Here is a 16910-nt window from a genome sequence, read left to right on the forward strand (position 1 = left end):
CTCTTGCGTTGGCAATGAGTTTTCTGGCCTTTGGTTCGGCCTGTGGAGGAGATATGTCGCAGAGTAGCAAGACGCACAAGGTCATGCCGATGGAGGGCGCCCGGGCAATCGCGGAGCGGCATGCTCGATTGGTACTGGATACCATCGGTGCCCCGGTCACTCCGCAGGGACTCTCGTCGAAGGACGGTCCGTGTGAGGATGCGGGCGGCAATCTCTCCGACGGGAACTCGTATTCTCTTTTGCACATGTACAACGTGGTCGTTGCGCCCGAACATCAGGTCGAGGCGTTGCATCGAACCCGAGACGCGCTGATTTCCCACGGTATAAGGGTTGTCGAGGACAAAGTCTACGATATTCCCGAGAGCCCGGGTGGCGAAGTTTCCGCGGTAAGCAGTGCCGATGGTTTCAAAATCCTGGTGAGCAGCACGAGCCCACCCGAGCAGATCACGATTTGGGTCACCTCGCCGTGTTTCACGAAACCGGCGGCCGATCGGAAATAGTCCGATGGCGACCGGGTCGGGCGGTGCGGACCATGGGTAGGGCGCAAGAACCGACCCGACTTACCCGGGGGCCAATCGAGTCGAGATCGGGCTTCCGCTCGTCAGCGCCGGTCGTAGGGGCCGGCGCCGGGGTGGTAGGTCGGCGGTGCGGGGGGCGCGGTGGGCCACGGAGGCACGGCGGCGGCTTGGCGGTGGGCGAGTTCGCGGGCTCGGCGGCGGCGCACGGCGATGACGGTGGCGCCTGCGACGAGGGCGGCTGCGGCGATGGTGCCGACCAGGATCGGGACGAGGAGGCTGTCGCCGTCGTCTGACTTGGCGGCGGTGGCCGCTGGGGGAGTGGTGCCGCCCGGTGCGACCGGCGCCGACGCGGCGGCCGAGGGCGACGTACTCGGCACGGGGGCCGGCTTGTCCCCGCGCACGCCGATCAACGGGTTGACGTCGGCGGGACCTGGCGTGTCGGTGGCGGCGAGGGCCTTGCGGGGGCTGACGGCGCCGTACCCGAAGGTGTCCGAAGGCACGGGCTCATTGGGCCGATTGGCGGTATCGAGCAGCCGCCGAATGACCTGATTGGCGGTCCAGTCGGGATGCACGGACCAGACGAGCGCGGCGACGCCGGAGGTGAGGGCGGTGGCATCGCTGGAGCCGGTGCCGAGACAATAGTGGGTCTGCGTGACACAGGCACTTGGGATGTCTTGTCCGGGAGCTGCCAACGAAATCCACGACCCCTGCACGCTGTTCTTGGCCGGTGCTCCGTTGCGATCGACTGCGCTCACGGACAGAACGCCAGGATAGGCGGCGGGATACACCGGTGCACCGTTTCGATCCAACGGCGTGTTTCCGCCGGCTGCAATCAGCAGTTTGCCTTTACTCAGCGCGTATGTGACAGCTTCGCCCAACGCTGGGGTATTTATTTTCGAGCCGACGGAAAGATTGATGATCCGGGCCTGCGAATCGGCAGCGAGACGGACACCCTCGGCCAAAGATGTTTGATCGACCCCTCCGACCGGAGCGGGGTTGGTGCGGAAGGGCAGGACTTTGGCACTCGGGGCAATGCCAAAGACGCCTTGGCCGCCGCCTGCTTGGCCCTGCCCCACGATGAGGCTGGCCATGGAAGTCCCGTGCCCGTCTTGATCCCCGGTGGTGTTTAGGCTCGGCAGAATCTGTCCGACGAGGTCCACATGAGTGGTGTCTACGCCCGAGTCGACCACGGCAACTGTGACTCCTGCACCGCGCGTGGTTTTCCAGACGTCATCGATCTTCCAAGTGTCCAAGTACCACTGTTGTGCCCGGATGGAATCGGCATGAGCACGTGGAGCAAAGTGGCCCGCGCCGACCATGATGATCAGGAGCACGCCGAGTGTGACGGACATCCGGAAAGTTCGGGTGAGGCGTCCGCTCATGCGGCGAAGGTGTCCTTCCTGAGATGGCGGCGCGGGCGTTTGTCAGTCGATGACTGGCGGGACGACACCTGGCCGGCGTGGGCCGTCCCAGACGTTGTCGTCATCTTCCTCGGGGCGTGGGGTGCGACGTCGGACCTGCTCAGAGCGCGCACCGCCGGTGAAAGGCGTTCGCTGCCCGGGCGATCGTCTCGGGGGCTGGCTGCCGGTACCCTCCGAAGCCGGATTGCTGCCGTCTACTGGCAGTGCCCGCAGTCTGGGCGAATTTCGGTTGGACGCGGCTCCCGAGGCGTTTCCGACAGAGCCACCTCGGGAGGCGGCAAGCCTGCGGCCCGAACCACCAGTCGAGGACGGGCCTCCGGCGACTCCGGCAGCACCCGGTGATCCCGGTATCCCGCCGGGGCGTCCGGAGGCGTTGGTGCCGGACGGACCAGTGGCCCCGACTGAGTTCGGGTTGCGTGCTTCCGGATGGGTCGTGAACGATCCCCGTCCACCACCAGCTCCCGGAGGGCCGCCGGTACGTGGCGAGGAGCCGGGCGGGACCCCGCCGCCACCTGGCACGAATCCGGGCACGCCGCCGCGGGGAGGCGTGCCGCTGGTACTCCCGCTTCCACCTCGCGGACCGGAACTGCCACCGGTAGATGCGGCAGGGTAGGTCCCCGAAAACGGGTGTAGGCCACCCGGAGGCACTCCTCCCGGGCCACTGGCGTTGGGTACGGTCACTGATCCTGGGCCGCCGCCGGAGACTTGCGGAATCCAGGGAGTATTTGCTGTGGGATCGGGGGCCGTGAGTGAACCGCTGCCTTGCAGGTTGGTCGACTGCGGCACGTAGTTCGATTGCGGTACGTGGGCGGTGTTGACCTTCGTCGTGTTTCCGCCGCCAAGCCCTCCGCCGTTAGGCGCGGAGCCTTGTGGGGCAGAGTAGACCCCCGAACTTGGATGGCCTGCTCCTGAACGTGACTGTGATGTGCCTCGTCCACCTCCACCCTGGCCATCGGAGCTGTTGGTTGGACCGCCAAGGGACCTGACGGCATGTTGGAAGTCACCCGGCGGATCCGGAAACGCCGGCGCCGGCAACGCCTTCAAGTCCTGCGCCGTCACCCGATACGTCGAAGCAAGCATCCGCATCTGCGCCACCGCCTCGCGGTGGGCGGCGTCGACCTGGGCCTTGGCTTCCTGTTGGGCCTTGATCGGGTCCACGCCGCCTGGAGGTGTGCCGCCGGTGGCCTGGGTCGTTACGGCTTGGGACACCACGGAGACCGGGCCCTGGTTTGCCTTGGCCAGGATTATCGGGTCCATGCGAGGGGGCATCCGGGCCTTGGCCACGAAGATCTGTTGGCCCACGTGATTGACGTGGGTGCCGGCCGCCGCGACGTAGTCACCGAGCCCAGTTGCGGCAGCGGTGAGGCCGCCGGCCCAGGTGCGGAAGCTGTCCGCGCTGGGGCCTTCCCAGACGCCGTCCAGGGCCTGGATGCACTTGGTGAGGCCCTCCGTTGCGGACTGGATTCGCCGCGCCGTGCCGTGCAGCTTCTCCGCGTATCCGGCCAGCGCCGAAGGGTTCGCCTGCGCGATCATCGCCTGCAACTGCTCCAAGGAAAAGCCGTCGAAGTCGGTTTCCCCGCCGCCCGGCCCGTCGGTCGGCGCGCCTTCGGAATGCACCATCAGATTCCCCCCACGGCCCCGAGTACGCATGGTCGCGTCATTCCAAGCCCACCTTGTGGTTCCCCGGCGTCGACCCCGTCACCACGGGCGCCTGTCCGCCGGTGGTGATCCGCTGCATTACCTGATTCAGCGACTGTCGCGTGTCGTCGTCCACGTCGGCCGTGTTCACGCCCGTGACCTTGATCGCCAACTTCATCGCCGTGATCTGGTCCTGCAACTTGTCGATCAACGACCGCAGTTGCGAGGCCGTCTCCGTGATGACCCCACCCATCATCGGCGCCTCGGCGAACGACACCCCGAAGTCGGTTGCGCCGATCCCGTGCTCCCCCGGATTGGCCCCCGCGTCCGGGCCGACCAGATCGGTCAGGACGCCCTCCAGCGCGCTTTGAAACTTTTCGAGCATCTCCAGGCTGATCTGGAAACCGGATCCCGCCATAGCCAACGCTTCCCCCGCGCTTGATGACCTTCGGCCGCGACCCTCCCCGGCGGACCTCGGACACGCCTACGTGTCGCAGCGTTGACCATTGATCCATGAATCATCAGCGGATCGCAAGAGGAGGCTGACGTTCCGTTATAACTATTCGGATGGTCGGGTCGGCGGAATCGACGCAAAGCGGGGCTCGACCGGAGTCGGTCGAGCCCCGCTTCGGCTGTGGGCGGCCTCAATTTTCGGCGAGCCAGGCCGTCTGGATCAGTTCGACGCCGCGTCGGCGGGTGATGAACTGGCCTCGGCCCGGGGGGAGTTGGGCCGGTTTGACGTTGGCCATCAGGGCGCCCTCGTCGCGGTTGCCGGACAGGATCAGGCCGGACGTGCCCAGGTCGAGGAGCTTTTGCAGGACCGGCTCGTACAGTGCGCGGCCCGCGCCGCCGCTGCTGCGGGCGAGGATCAGGTGCAGGCCGACGTCGCGGGCCAGCGGCAGGAACTCGGCGATGGTGCCGACCGGGTTGCCGCTCGACGATGCCACCAGGTCGTAGTCGTCGATCAGCAGGAACAGCTCGGGGCCGCTCCACCAGCTCCGGTTGCGCAGCTGATCCTGGGTCACCTCCGGCCCGGGCAGGCGGCGTTCGATGCCGCCTCGGATCTCGTTCATGAACGAGGTCAGGGCCGGCGCCGCCGCCGCGTACTCCAGCAGGTGCGACTCCGGGACCACGTCCAGGAGCGTGCGCCGGTAGTCGGACACGATGATCCGGGCCTCGGCCGGCGTGTACCGCTCGGAGATGCCGCGCGCCAGCATGCGCAGGAAGTTGGTCTTGCCGGACTCGCTCTCGCCGAACAGCACGAAGTTCGTGTCGACGTTGAAGTCCAGGTACACCGGACTGAGCGTCGCCTCGTCCACGCCGATCGGGATCGCCCGACCGGGCACCTGTTCGGGCGTCGGCAACTGCTCGTAGGGCAGCAGCATCGGCAGCACCCGCACCGGCGGAGCGGGCGGCCCCGCCCACGCGGCCTTGATCGCGCCGACCATGGCCGCCATGCCCTCGCCCAGGTCCTCCGCCGCGGACGACCCGTCGATCCGCGGCAGCGCGGCCAGGAAGTGCAGCTTGTCCGGGGACAGTCCGCGACCCGGCGCACCCGTGGGCACGTTCGCCGCGAGCCGCCGGTCCACCTCGGACTCCATCGTCTCGCCGAGCCGCAGCTCCAGCCGGGTCTGGATCTGGTCCTTGAGCGCGGGCCGGATCTCCGGGTGTCGGGACGCGGTGAGCACCACGTGCACGCCGAAGCCCAGGCCGCGCGTGGCGATGTCGGTGACCTCGGCCTCCAGCGCGTCGAAGTCGTTCTTGAGGGTCAACCACCCGTCGACGAACAGGAAGACGTCGCCCCACGCCTCGTCCGGCAACGTCCCGGCGGCGCGGCGCCGGCGGAACGTGTCGATCGAGTCGATGTTGTTGACCCGGAACATCTCCTCGCGTCGGTCCAGGATGCCCTTGACCTCGCTGACGATCCGGCGCACCCGCTCGGCGTCGAGCCGGCCCGCCACCCCGCCCACGTGCGGCAGATCGCTCAGCGCGACCATGCCACCGCCGCCGAAGTCCAGGACGTAGAAATGGACTTCGGCCGGAGTGTGGGTCAGCGCGAAGGATGTGATCATGGTGCGCAGCAGCGTGCTCTTGCCACTGCGCGGGCCACCCACGACGAGCGCGTGGCCGGCCGCGCCGGACAGGTCCGCGTACATCACGTCGCGGCGCTGCTCGAACGGCTTGTCCACCAGGCCCAGCGGCACCACCAGTCGGCCGTTCGCGCCCCACTCGGGCGAGCACAACCCGCGATCCGTGGTGACCCGAAGCGGTGGCAACATCTGGTCGACCGAGTTCGACTCGGCCAGCGGCGGCAGCCACACCTGGTGCGCCGGCGGACCCTGGTTGACCATCCGGCGCACGATCACATCCAGCACGGTGTCCGCGAGCGCGCTGTCGATGTCCGGTTCCGGCTCGGGCTCCGGCGGCAGGTCCGGCTGCCGGTTCCACATGTTCGCGGCCGTCCACCGGCTGTCGAACAGCACCGGCATGGGCGCGCCCGACCGGTTGCGGCGAACCCGGTCGGAGGCCCGGTAGGTGCCGGACACGTATGCGGCCTTGAACTGCACCATCGACTCGGTGTCGAACTTGAGGTAACCCGCGCCGGGGACCGATGGCAGGTGGTACGCGTCCGGCACGCCGATCGCCGCGCGCGACTCGGCGGCGGAGAACGTACGCAGGCCGATCCGGTAGGACAAGTACGTGTCCAGACCGCGCAGTCGGCCCTCCTCCAGGCGCTGCGAAGCGAGCAGCAGGTGCACGCCCAACGATCGGCCGATGCGGCCGATCTGGATGAACATGTCGATGAAGTCCGGCTTGGCGGTGAGCAGTTCGCTGAACTCGTCGATGATGATGACCAGCGAGGGCAGCGGTTCGAGCGCGGCGCCCGCGACCCGGGCCCGCTCGTAGTCGTGCATGTTGGCGTAGTTGCCCGCCGAACGCAGCAGCTCCTGCCGCCGGTTCAGCTCGCCGGTGATCGAGTCGCGCATGCGGTCGACCAGGGTCAGGTCGTCGGACAGGTTGGTGATCACCGCCGCGACGTGCGGCATGTCCGACATCCCGGAGAAGGTCGCGCCGCCCTTGAAGTCGGCGAGCACGAAGTTGAGGATCTCCGAACTGTGCGTGGTGGCCAGGCCCAGCACCAGCGTGCGCAGCAGCTCGGACTTGCCGGAACCGGTGGCGCCGACACACAGGCCGTGCGGGCCCATGCCCTCCATCGCCGCTTCCTTGATGTCCAGCATGATCGGCTCGCCGTTCTGGCCGATCCCGATCGGCACCCGCAGCCGGTCGTTCGGCGGCCGGGGCCGCCAGGTCTGCGACACGTCCACCTGCGCGGCGTCACCGATACCCATCAGGTCGGTGAAGTCCAGGTTGGCCAGCAGCGGCTCGTCGTCGTCGTTCGCCGACAACCGCAGCGGGGCCAACTTCCGGGCGAGCGCCTCCGCGTCGCCCGCCGACAGGAAGTCGGGCAGGCCCTCGTACGCGCCCGCCGTCGACTCCAGCGTCAGCCGGTCCTCCTCGGCGATGATCGCCAGGCCGCCGCGCAGTTCGTCCAGCGGACCGGGCACCACCTCGACGATGGTCACCCCCTGCAGGCCGTCCGCCCCCGCGAGCAGCGAGTTGGCCGGCACCCCGCCGCCGTCCAGGACCACCACCAGGTGCGGCTGGTCCAGCACGGGCTGCGCACCGGCCGCGAAGCGCGAGCGCCCGGCCAGGTCCTCGGCCAGCCACTCCTCGATCTCGCCGAGGTCGCCCGCGATCATCCGGACCGAACCCGCGCCGTCCGACTGGGACGGGTGCTGCACGTGCGGCAGCCACTTCAGCCAGTCCCAACGCGGCAGCAAGTTCGCGTCCGTGGCCACCACGATGCGCACGTCGTCCGGCGAGTGCAGCACCGCGAGTTGGCCCAGCATCGCCCGGGTCAGCCCGTACACCCGCTCCGGCTCGCCGGAGACGGTCAGGTGATAGAAGGAGCGCAGCGACACCGCCATCGGCAGGTCGTCCAGCGTCGCCTGGGTGCGCAGGAAGCGCCGCATCGCGTCCGCACACAGCGGCTCCAACTCGTCCAGCGGCGCGGTGCTGGGCGCCACCAGCGGGGTGGACAACTGCTGCTGGCCCACGCCGACCCGGACCTGTCCGAAGTCGGCGTCACCGGCCCGGCGTTCCCAGATCCGTCGTTCGCCCGCCGCCACCGACCACAGCTGCGCGGGGTCCGGGTGCGTCCACAACTGCGCGTCGCGCTGCCTGCGGGCGGTCCGGCGGACCTCCTTGCGCTGCTGGGCGAGGTACTTGAGGTAGTCGCGTCGGGCGTCGAGCATCTGGACCCGGTTGCCACCGCGCGACTTGATGATGTTCGCGACCACCATGACCAGCGACGAGATCATCATCATGCCGCCCATGACCATCATCATCTTCGGCGCACCGGGCATGAAGAAGAAGCCGGCCGAGCCGAGCATGCCCATCATCGGGAGCACGCTCATGATCCAGTTCTGGTCTGTGGGGCGCTCCAGTTCGGGCGGTGCCTGGAGCTGGATCTCCTCCGCCGGCACAGGAGAGGGCAACACCCTGGGCGGGCGCTTGACGATGACCACGGTCAAGGTGAATCAGCCTCATCCGTCGCGAGGATCCTTGGACACGGATCGAGCCCGCCGCAGAGCACGGAAAAGGAGCAGGTGATGTGAGTCAACCCACCCCGTCAGGGTCGTCTCCATGCACACGTGAGCCGGTTGAGCCGTTCGTGTGTGCGCCGCATACTACTGGCCGACCCCCTCGGCGCCAGTGGCGAGTCGTGACGCGGCGTATAGAGTGCGTCGTCATCCCGGCCCCTCGGGGCCGCGGGACACGGGGCAGCGACAAGCAGGGGGATCTGCACAGGTGAACTCCACGACCACGACGGTCACCACCGGGTTCGCCCGGATCACCGTCATCGCGCCGGATTGCCGCGTCGATCTCGCGCTGCCGGAAGAGGTCCCGCTCGCGGAGCTGTACCCGGAGATACTCCGGCTGTCCGGGCAGACCCAGCGCAACGGCTCGGTGACCGGCTTCCAGCTCACCCGCCTCGACGGCGAGCCCCTGGACAGCGCGCTCACCCTGGCCGGGCAGAACGTGCGCGACGGCGAACTGCTGCGCTTCACCGCACTCGCGGACGCGCCGCCGCCGCCGGTCTACGACGACGTGGCCGACTCGGTGGCCACCTCGGTCGCCGGCGACAACCGGCTGTGGACGCCGGAGATGTTGCGGGTCGCCGGCCTGTCCGGTGCGGCCGCCTTCTTCACCCTCGGCGCCATCGTGCTCTGGCGGATGACCCCCCTGCCGCACGGCCTGCCCGCCATCGTCGGCGGCTCGCTGGCCCTGGTGCTCACCGTGGTCGCCGGCGTGCGCTCGCGGGTGTACGGGGACCACGTCGGCGGCGCCGTGCTCGGCCTCGGCGCACTGCCGAACGCGTTCCTGGCCGGCCTGGGCGCGATCGAGCCGCCGGCGCGCGAGGGCCCCGGCCGGGTCCAGTTCCTGTCCGCCTGCGTCGCGGTCCTGGTGGTCTCCACGCTGATCGCCGCGCTGCTGCCGGAACGCGGCGCCGTCTATATCGCGGGCGCGGGCGCCGGCGCGCTGGGCACGCTGGCCACCTTCGGCATGATCACCTTCGAGAGCGCCCCGCGCGAGGCGGCGGCCGTCGCCGGCACCGTCGCGCTCGCGATGATCGCCTTCCTGCCCTCCTGGGCGGCCCGCCTCGCCCGCCTGCCGATCGGCTTCCTGCCCTCGGACGCACCCACCGCCCGGCAGAGCGACACCCTCGACCACGCCGACGTCGCCGCGCGCGCCCGCAACGGGCACGAGCTGCTCAGCGGCCTCACCGGCGCATGTGCCGCGGTGATCGTCGCCTCGTGCGTCGTGCTGGGCAACGTCGACACCATGTGGACCCGGGTCCTGACCGCCGTACTGGCGCTGGTCACCCTCGGTCGCGCCCGCCTGTTCCGGCACACCACGCAGGTCACCGTGCTGTACACGGCCGGCCTGCTCGGCCTCGCGATGCTCTTCGTCGGCCTGACCCTGGACACCGGATTCCCGGACAAGGAGCGCCAGGGCTGGATCTTCGCCCTGATCTGCGCGGTCGGCGCGCTGCTCGCGATCGTCGCGACCACCGTGCCCACGCGCGGACTGTCCCCGTTCTGGGGGCGGGCGATGGACGTGCTCGAAGGCATGCTGATGGTGTCCGTCGTTCCGCTGTGCGTGGCGGTGCTGGATCTGTACGACAAGCTGCGGAACATCACAGCCTGATGCGCTCCTGCTAGGGTTGTCCGTATCCCGGAGCCGCGTGCCCGGGATGCGCGCTGCCCACGGGCCGCGCGCCCGCACCATGTGAGCCCAGTCGCCTCCGTGAGTCAGACCGGGGGCGCTCACCACCTTGCAGAGGGAGAACACGTGTCGCTCGACACCGCAACGAAGAAGCAGATCATGGCCGACTACGCCACCAAGGAAGGCGACACCGGCTCCCCCGAGGTGCAGGTCGCGATCCTGAGCTACCGCATCAACGAGCTCACCGCCCACCTCAAGGAGCACAAGCACGACCACCACAGCCGCCGGGGCCTGCTGCTCCTGGTCGGCCAGCGTCGTCGCCTGCTCGGCTACCTGGCCAAGAAGGACATCGAGCGCTACCGCACGCTGACGGACCGCCTGAGCATCCGCCGCAGCGGCGTCGGCATCCGCTAGTAGCGCACGACGGGGGAGCGGCTTTCGCGAGCCGCTCCTTCGCCGTATCCGGACGCGGTCTTTGTAGGCTGTGTTCCGCGCGCGGGTATGCCGCGCTGAGATAGAACAAGACAAATACGAAATCGTCCGTGCGTATTCGGCCCGGGCGAGACGAACAAAGACTGGGAGCGCCGCGTCGCGACCAAGGCGCCGACCTACAGCGCCGGTCCTCGGTAGTGGCCCCCGGGTAACGCACCCGGGTGCTTCGATCGAAGACCGGCTCGGTCGGCCCTCAGGCGTCATGCGCCGCGGACCTCCCTCGAAACGAACGAGGAGGGCACCCGTGGAGGGTCCCGACATCAGCTTCGCCGAAGCAGTCATCGAGAACGGCACGTTCGGCAACCGCACCATCCGCTTCGAGACCGGCCGGCTGGCCCGGCAGGCCGCCGGCTCCGCCGTGGTCTACCTGGACGACGACACCATGGTGCTCTCGGCCACGACCGCCTCGAAGCGCCCGAAGGACCAGCTCGACTTCTTCCCCCTGACGGTGGACGTCGAGGAGCGCATGTACGCCGCGGGCAAGATCCCCGGCTCGTTCTTCCGTCGTGAGGGCCGCCCGTCCGAGGACGCCGTCCTCACCTGCCGGCTGATCGACCGTCCGCTGCGCCCGTCCTTCAAGAAGGGCCTGCGCAACGAGATCCAGATCGTCGAGACGATCATGGCGCTCAACCCGGACCACCTGTACGACGTCGTCGCGATCAACGCGGCCTCGATGTCCACCCAGCTCGCGGGTCTGCCGTTCTCCGGCCCGATCGGTGGCGTCCGGGTGGCGCTCATCGACGGCACCTGGGTCGGCTTCCCCACGCACACCGAGCTCGAGCGCGCCGTGTTCGACATGGTCGTCGCGGGCCGCGTGCTCGAGGACGGCGACGTGGCGATCATGATGGTCGAGGCCGAGGCCACGACCGGCACGATCGAGCTGGTCAAGGGCGGCGCGGACGCGCCGACCGAGGAGGTCGTCGCGGACGGCCTCGAGGCGTCCAAGAAGTTCATCAAGGCGCTGTGCGCCGCGCAGGTCCAGGTCGCCGAGAAGGCCGCCAAGGAGACCGGCGAGTTCCCGGTCTACCTGGACTACCAGGACGATGTCTTCGAGGCGCTGGCCGCCGCGGTGACCGACGAGCTGTCGGCCGCGCTGACCATCGCCGGCAAGCAGGCCCGCGAGAGCGAGCTCGACCGGGTCAAGGACCTCGCCGCGGAGAAGCTGCTCCCGGCGTTCGAGGGTCGCGAGAAGGAGATCGGCGGCGCGTTCCGCGCGCTCACCAAGAAGCTCGTGCGTCAGCGCGTGCTGCGCGACAAGGTGCGCATCGACGGTCGCGGCCTGACCGACATCCGCACCCTGTCGGCCGAGGTCGAGGTCATCCCGCGCGTGCACGGCTCGGCCCTGTTCGAGCGCGGCGAGACCCAGATCCTGGGCGTCACCACGCTGAACATGCTGCGCATGGAGCAGATGCTCGACACGCTCTCGCCCGAGACGCGCAAGCGCTACATGCACAACTACAACTTCCCGCCGTACTCGGTCGGCGAGACCGGCCGGGTGGGCTCGCCCAAGCGCCGCGAGATCGGCCACGGCGCGCTCGCCGAGCGCGCCATCCTCCCGGTCCTGCCGGCCCGCGAGGACTTCCCGTACGCGATCCGTCAGGTGTCCGAGGCGCTCGGCTCCAACGGCTCGACCTCGATGGGCTCGGTCTGCGCGTCCACGATGTCGCTGCTCAACGCCGGTGTGCCGCTCCGGGCGCCGGTCGCGGGCATCGCGATGGGCCTGATCTCGGACGAGGTCGACGGCAAGACCGAGTACGTGTGCCTGACCGACATCCTCGGAGCCGAGGACGCGTACGGCGACATGGACTTCAAGGTCGCCGGCACCAAGGAGTTCGTCACCGCGCTCCAGCTCGACACCAAGCTCGACGGCATCCCGGCGTCGGTGCTCGCCGGGGCGCTCAAGCAGGCCAAGGACGCCCGCCTGCACATCCTCGACGTGATGATGGAAGCCATCGACACGCCGGACGAGATGTCGCAGTTCGCGCCGCGCATCATCACCGTCAAGATCCCGGTGGACAAGATCGGCGAGGTCATCGGCCCGAAGGGCAAGATGATCAACCAGATCCAGGACGACACCGGTGCCGAGATCACCATCGAGGACGATGGCACGATCTACATCGGTGCCTCGGACGGCACCTCGGCCGAGGCCGCGCGGGCGACGATCAACGCGATCGCCAACCCGACGATGCCCGAGGTCGGCGAGCGGTACCTGGGTACGGTTGTCAAGACCACCACGTTCGGCGCGTTCGTGTCGCTGATGCCCGGCAAGGACGGCCTGCTGCACATCTCGCAGCTGCGCAAGATCGCCGGCGGCAAGCGGGTCGAGAACGTCGACGACGTGATCAAGGTCGGCGACAAGGTGCAGGTCGAGATCGCCGAGATCGACCAGCGCGGCAAGCTGTCGCTCGTCCCGGTCATCGAGGGCGAAGACAATGCCGAGGCCTCCGAGGATGCTGCCGCCAAGTGACGTCCTCCTCGTCGAAGAACCAGGTCGCTGCGTCCGCGCAGCGGCCTGGTTCCACGAAGACCCTGCTGCGTGACGCGGACGGCATCGGTGCCGTCCGCCGCACCGTCCTGCCCGGCGGCCTCCGGGTGATCACCGAGAACATGCCGTCCGTGCGCTCCGCCACGTTCGGCATCTGGGTCGGGGTCGGCTCGCGGGACGAGACCCCCGCCCTGGCCGGCACCTCGCACTACCTCGAACACCTGCTGTTCAAGGGCACCGAGAAGCGCGATGCGCTGGAGATCTCGGCCGAGCTGGACGCGGTCGGCGGTGAGATGAACGCGTTCACCACCAAGGAGTACACGTGCTACTACGCACGCGTGCTCGACACCGATCTCCCGCTCGCGATCGACGTGATCTGCGACATGGTCACCGGCTCGCTGATCGACGCCGAGGACGTGGACGCCGAACGCGGCGTGATCCTCGAGGAGATCGCGATGAACGAGGACGAGCCCGGCGACCTCGTGCACGAGCTCTTCTACGACGCGATGCTCGGCGACGCGCCGCTGGGTCGCCCGGTGCTGGGCACGGTCGAGTCGATCAACGCGCTCACCCGGACCCAGATCAGCGGCTACTACAAGCGTCGCTACAAGGCACCGAACATGGTGGTGACCGCGGCGGGCAACATCGACCACGCCAAGGTGGTCCGCCTGGTCAAGAAGGCGTTCGCGCACGTGCGCGTCGACGAGGCGGCGGTGCCCGCCGCGCCGCGTGCCGGCGGCCGCGGGGTGCGTGCGGCCGGCAGCGTACAGCTGTTGAACCGACCGACCGAGCAGGCCCATCTGGTGCTGGGCATGCCGGGGTTGGCCCGGGACGACGACCGGCGATTCGCGCTCAGCGTGCTCAACACCGCGCTCGGTGGCGGGATGAGTTCGCGGCTGTTCCAGGAGATCCGGGAGAAGCGCGGCCTGGCCTACTCGGTCTACTCCTTCCACTCCGGCTACGCCGACCTGGGCGTGTTCGGCATCTATGCCGGCTGCCAGCCCAAGAAGGCCCGCCAGGTGATCGAGATCTGCCGGACCGAGCTGGACCGGGTGGTCCGCGAGGGCCTGCCGCAGGACGAGATCGATCGGGCCATCGGCCAACTGCGCGGCTCGACCGTGCTGGGGCTGGAGGACACCGGGTCCCGGATGAGCCGGATCGGCAAGAGCGAACTCGTCTACGGCGAACACCTGTCCGTCGACGAGGTACTCGCCCGGATCGCCGCGGTCACCGCCGCGGAGATCCACGACGTGGCGAAGCACCTGTTCGCCGCGCGGCCCACCCTGGCCGTGGTCGGACCGTTCGCCGACGACGCGGACTTCGTCGCCGCGTCGGCCTGATCGCGGTGCGATCGAAGTCGAAACCGTTCTGACTGGAGAGTGCACGACATCATGACTGCAATCCGGGTGGGTGTGATCGGTGCGGCCGGCCGCATGGGTTCCGAGGCGTGCCGGGCGGTCGAGGGCGCTGCCGACCTCGAACTGGTGGCGCGAGTCGACGAAGGCGACGACCTCGCGGAGCTCGCGAAGGCGGGCGCGCAGGTCGCCGTCGACTTCACCCACCCGGGTGTGGTCATGGGCAACCTCGAATATTGCGTCGGCGCCGGCATCCACGCGGTCGTGGGCACCAGCGGGTTCACTCCCGAGCGCCTGGCCCGGCTGCGCGAGTGGCTGGCGAAGAGCCCGGAAACCGGCATCCTGATCGCGCCCAACTTCGGCATCGGCGCGGTGCTGATGATGCAGTTCGCGGCCAAGGCGGCCCGGTTCTACGAGTCGGTCGAGATCGTCGAACTGCACCACCCGAACAAGCTGGACGCGCCCAGCGGCACCGCCCGCCGGACCGCCGAGCTGGTCGCCGAGGCACGCGAGCGGGCAGGCCTGGCGGACATGCCGGACGCGACGGTGGACGACCCGGACGGCGCCCGCGGCGGCAGGGTCGACGGCGTCCCGGTGCACGCGGTGCGGCTGCGCGGTCTGGTCGCCCACCAGGAGGTCCTGCTCGGCGACGAGGGCGAGATGTTGACCATCCGGCACGACTCCTTCCAGCGCACGTCGTTCATGCCGGGCGTGCTGCTCGGGGTGCGTCGTGTGGGCTCCGCGCCCGGCCTGACCGTGGGCCTGGAACACTTCCTCGATCTGGACTGAGCATCGTGAGACAACGTGTCACCGCGCTCGTGCTGATCGCGGTTCTCGTGTTCTACGTGTTCCTCGTCGGGAGTCGCGGCCTGATCGCGATTCGCGACGGGGAGCCGGTCACCATCGTGCTGGGTCTGGGGATCCTGCTCGTGCCGGTCGTCGGCGCCTGGTACATCTGGCGCGAGGTGCGCTTCGGCTTCGCGATGCAGCGTCTGGCCCGCGAACTGGAGGCCGAGGGCGGCCTGCCGGCGGACGAGTTGGACCGCACGCCGGGCGGCCGGGTCGACCGGGACAGCGCGGACGCCGTGTTCGAACGCCGCAAGGCGGAGGTCGAGGCGGACCCCGACGACTGGCGGGCCTGGTACCGGCTGGCCGTCGCGTACGGCGACGCGCGGGACAACGCGCGCGGGCGCCGGGCCATGCTCACCGCGATCCGCCTGCACGCGCGCAGGGCGTCCGCGACCCCGGCCGGGACCTGACCTAACCGGCCCGGGCCGGCGTGCCCGTCGGCGGCTCCAACGCGGCCAGCACCTGGGCCGACACCGGCGCGGCCAGGATGCCGACGACGGCGTCCACGAGGTCCGCCACGAAGGCCGCCGGTGGCAGTACGTCGTGCGCCTGTCCCTCGTACACCCGCTGTTCGCGGTCGGCCGTGGCGTGCACCGCCAGGCTCCCGCCCAGCCGCAGCCGGTTGCGCCGTACGGGGGTCGGCAGATGGCCCAGCGCGCGGTCGATCAACCGGCCGAACTCCGGCGAGCTGCCCTCCAGGCCCATGGCCGGCAGCGCGTACGTGCTCGCGCCCATGTGCTGGTGCACTCGGGCCAGAAAGCGCAGATAGAAACTGCCGCCGACGTCGATCTGTTCGGCCAGCGGTCGCACCATGGCCTCGGCCAGTGCCCGGGGCTCCCGGTCCGCTCCGGTGCTCACCGACTCGCGGACCAGGATCTCGCGGCGCGAGTTGATCGTCACGAGTCGGAATCCGAAGATCGCCCGGATCAACTCCTCTTTGTTGCCGAAATGGTATTGCGCGGCCGAATTGTTGCGCTGACTCGCCGCGACACTGATCTGTCGCAGCGAGACCGCGTCGATTCCGTGCACGGCGAAGAGCCGCTCGGCGGTGAGCAGAAGGCGCTCGCGGGTCGGAGTTCGGCTCACGGCGCTTACGTTAAGACGGCTGACTTACCTTGTTCAATGGCACATCGGTGTGGTGTTCACCGTGTTCGTCCGCCGGCTCACGACACACCGGGAGTCGGCCCGCCGACCCGGCTCACTCCTCGGCGGCCACCGACGTGTGCAATCGCACCTGTCGGATCACCGACCTGCCCGCCTCGTCCACCCACAGTTCGCGCGTCGCGCCGTCGGGCGCCCACCCGGTGCCGACCAGGAAGTCGTACAACGGCTTGTCGCTCTCCAGAACCCAGGTCACCAACATTTGTACGCCGTCCGTCGCGGCGTCCGCGACAACCGCCGTCAACAGCCGGGACGCGTGACCCTCGCGCTGATGTGGCGGGTCGACCACCAGGATCGCCAACTCGCCGGTGACGGCCGGGTCGAGATCCTCGTCCGCGCCGGGCACCAGGGCCGCGAAGCCGGCCACGGTCGGGCCCGCGCAGGCCACCAGCAGGCGGTGGCGCGGCGACGGTGGCGAGATCGCCGCGTCCTCCCACTCCGCGGCCAGCGCCTGCGGCGTCGCCGCCTCCAGCGCGGTGGCCGGCAACACCCCGGTGTAGGCGTCGTGCCAGGCCCGGGCATGTGCGGCGCCCAACGCGGCACCGTCGCCGGCGTGGGCCGGGCGTACGTACGGATCGGTCATGTGGCGCCCCCATCGTCGAGTTCGGCCGATTCTCGCGTGCCCCGGCCTTCCGTGTCCGCCGCTCGCCGAACGCGCACACGCGTGGGCGACACGCGGGACAGGCGCTGCCGACCTCCC

12 protein-coding genes are annotated in these 16910 nt (G+C 69.4%); 7 read left to right on the plus strand and 5 right to left on the minus strand.

Going from position 1 to position 16910, the window contains the following annotated elements; genetic code table 11:
* The first annotated feature begins 14 nt into the window (after nt 1-14).
* Complete coding sequence (locus tag ACIBM5_RS05345) at nt 15-500, plus strand: hypothetical protein (RefSeq protein WP_396005491.1); 486 nt, start codon at nt 15-17, stop codon at nt 498-500.
* 101 nt (nt 501-601) lie between these two features.
* On the opposite strand, the gene ACIBM5_RS05350 is transcribed toward ACIBM5_RS05345, so the two are convergent.
* The 3 genes from ACIBM5_RS05350 to eccCa form a co-directional block, all read right to left on the minus strand.
* Nucleotides 602-1900 carry a S8 family serine peptidase gene (locus tag ACIBM5_RS05350; protein ID WP_396005492.1) on the minus strand — a complete coding sequence of 433 codons (1299 nt, stop codon included), beginning with the start codon at nt 1898-1900 and terminating at the stop codon, nt 602-604.
* 1696 nt (nt 1901-3596) lie between these two features.
* Nucleotides 3597-3995 (minus strand): hypothetical protein, encoded by a 399-nt coding sequence (locus ACIBM5_RS05355; RefSeq protein WP_396005493.1) that lies wholly within the window; start codon nt 3993-3995, stop codon nt 3597-3599.
* Nucleotides 3996-4221: 226 nt separating this feature from the next.
* On the minus strand, nt 4222-8172 hold the full coding sequence (gene eccCa / locus ACIBM5_RS05360) for a type VII secretion protein EccCa (protein WP_396005494.1): 3951 nt from the start codon (nt 8170-8172) through the stop codon (nt 4222-4224).
* 277 nt (nt 8173-8449) lie between these two features.
* Here eccCa and eccD point away from each other — a divergent pair, with 277 nt between their 5' ends.
* The 6 genes from eccD (at nt 8450) to ACIBM5_RS05390 (ending at nt 15459) form a co-directional block, all read left to right on the plus strand.
* Nucleotides 8450-9850 (plus strand): type VII secretion integral membrane protein EccD, encoded by a 1401-nt coding sequence (gene eccD / locus ACIBM5_RS05365; RefSeq protein WP_391582764.1) that lies wholly within the window; start codon nt 8450-8452, stop codon nt 9848-9850.
* A 144-nt stretch (nt 9851-9994) separates the two neighbouring features.
* A complete protein-coding gene (rpsO, locus tag ACIBM5_RS05370; protein WP_020553079.1) occupies nt 9995-10282 on the plus strand; it encodes a 30S ribosomal protein S15 in 288 nt (95 codons plus the stop codon).
* 322 nt (nt 10283-10604) lie between these two features.
* Complete coding sequence (locus tag ACIBM5_RS05375; protein ID WP_391582763.1) at nt 10605-12827, plus strand: polyribonucleotide nucleotidyltransferase; 2223 nt, start codon at nt 10605-10607, stop codon at nt 12825-12827.
* Nucleotides 12824-14185, plus strand: coding sequence for a M16 family metallopeptidase (locus tag ACIBM5_RS05380; RefSeq protein WP_396005495.1), 1362 nt, complete (start codon nt 12824-12826; stop codon nt 14183-14185). Before ACIBM5_RS05375 ends, ACIBM5_RS05380 begins: the two co-directional genes overlap by 4 nt.
* 51 nt (nt 14186-14236) lie before the next feature.
* On the plus strand, nt 14237-14989 hold the full coding sequence (gene dapB / locus ACIBM5_RS05385) for a 4-hydroxy-tetrahydrodipicolinate reductase (RefSeq protein WP_396005496.1): 753 nt from the start codon (nt 14237-14239) through the stop codon (nt 14987-14989).
* A gap of 5 nt (nt 14990-14994) precedes the next feature.
* A complete protein-coding gene (locus ACIBM5_RS05390; protein WP_396005498.1) occupies nt 14995-15459 on the plus strand; it encodes a hypothetical protein in 465 nt (154 codons plus the stop codon).
* A gap of 1 nt (nt 15460) precedes the next feature.
* On the opposite strand, the gene ACIBM5_RS05395 is transcribed toward ACIBM5_RS05390, so the two are convergent.
* Together ACIBM5_RS05395 and ACIBM5_RS05400 are read right to left on the minus strand one after the other, a co-directional pair.
* On the minus strand, nt 15461-16135 hold the full coding sequence (locus ACIBM5_RS05395; protein WP_396005500.1) for a TetR/AcrR family transcriptional regulator: 675 nt from the start codon (nt 16133-16135) through the stop codon (nt 15461-15463).
* 112 nt (nt 16136-16247) lie between these two features.
* Entirely contained in the window at nt 16248-16793 is a 546-nt protein-coding gene (locus ACIBM5_RS05400) for a GNAT family N-acetyltransferase (protein WP_396005502.1), read from the minus strand.
* Nucleotides 16794-16910: the final 117 nt, after the last annotated feature.

Origin of the sequence: Embleya sp. NPDC050493 (genome assembly GCF_044458105.1) — a bacterium.
Lineage (GTDB): Bacteria > Actinomycetota > Actinomycetes > Streptomycetales > Streptomycetaceae > Embleya.

What these genes read in the sequence shown, in the direction of transcription:
- ACIBM5_RS05345 (WP_396005491.1), top strand. Translation starts at nt 15, where the DNA reads ATGAGTTTTCTGGCCTTTGGTTCGGCCTGTGGAGGAGATATGTCGCAG.
- ACIBM5_RS05355 (WP_396005493.1), bottom strand. Translation starts at nt 3,995, where the DNA reads ATGGCGGGATCCGGTTTCCAGATCAGCCTGGAGATGCTCGAAAAGTTT.
- dapB (WP_396005496.1), top strand. Translation starts at nt 14,237, where the DNA reads ATGACTGCAATCCGGGTGGGTGTGATCGGTGCGGCCGGCCGCATGGGT.
- ACIBM5_RS05350 (WP_396005492.1), bottom strand. Translation starts at nt 1,900, where the DNA reads ATGAGCGGACGCCTCACCCGAACTTTCCGGATGTCCGTCACACTCGGC.
- ACIBM5_RS05400 (WP_396005502.1), bottom strand. Translation starts at nt 16,793, where the DNA reads ATGACCGATCCGTACGTACGCCCGGCCCACGCCGGCGACGGTGCCGCG.